Genomic DNA, 255 nt, shown 5'->3' on the forward strand with positions numbered 1-255 from the left:
GCCAAGCGCTGCCATAGCGGTCGGTATCGATGTTCAGGAAGGATGAAGGAATGTCGTGGTTTTCATTCACGCATTTTTCGGGCAGCGACGCGGGTAGGCCGTCTGACGGTTCGTAGGGGTTGAAGCGCCGCAGGTGGCCCTGTTCGCTGACTTCGTAGGCATGCCAGACCTGCTGATCGAGCAGCACATACAGGTAACCCATGCGCAAAGTGCGCAGGCCCATCTTCGCCGAGATATGCAGGCTACCCGCCACAG

The 255-nt window shown here is 58.8% G+C and carries 1 protein-coding gene; it reads right to left on the reverse strand.

The window, feature by feature from the left end; genetic code table 11:
- Positions 1-255 (reverse strand): toxin VasX (locus JOY50_RS28850; protein ID WP_243056212.1); only part of this gene is annotated, 255 nt, incomplete at both ends.

It is taken from the genome of Pseudomonas sp. BP01 (genome assembly GCF_022760795.1).
Taxonomy (GTDB): domain Bacteria; phylum Pseudomonadota; class Gammaproteobacteria; order Pseudomonadales; family Pseudomonadaceae; genus Aquipseudomonas; species Aquipseudomonas putida_Q.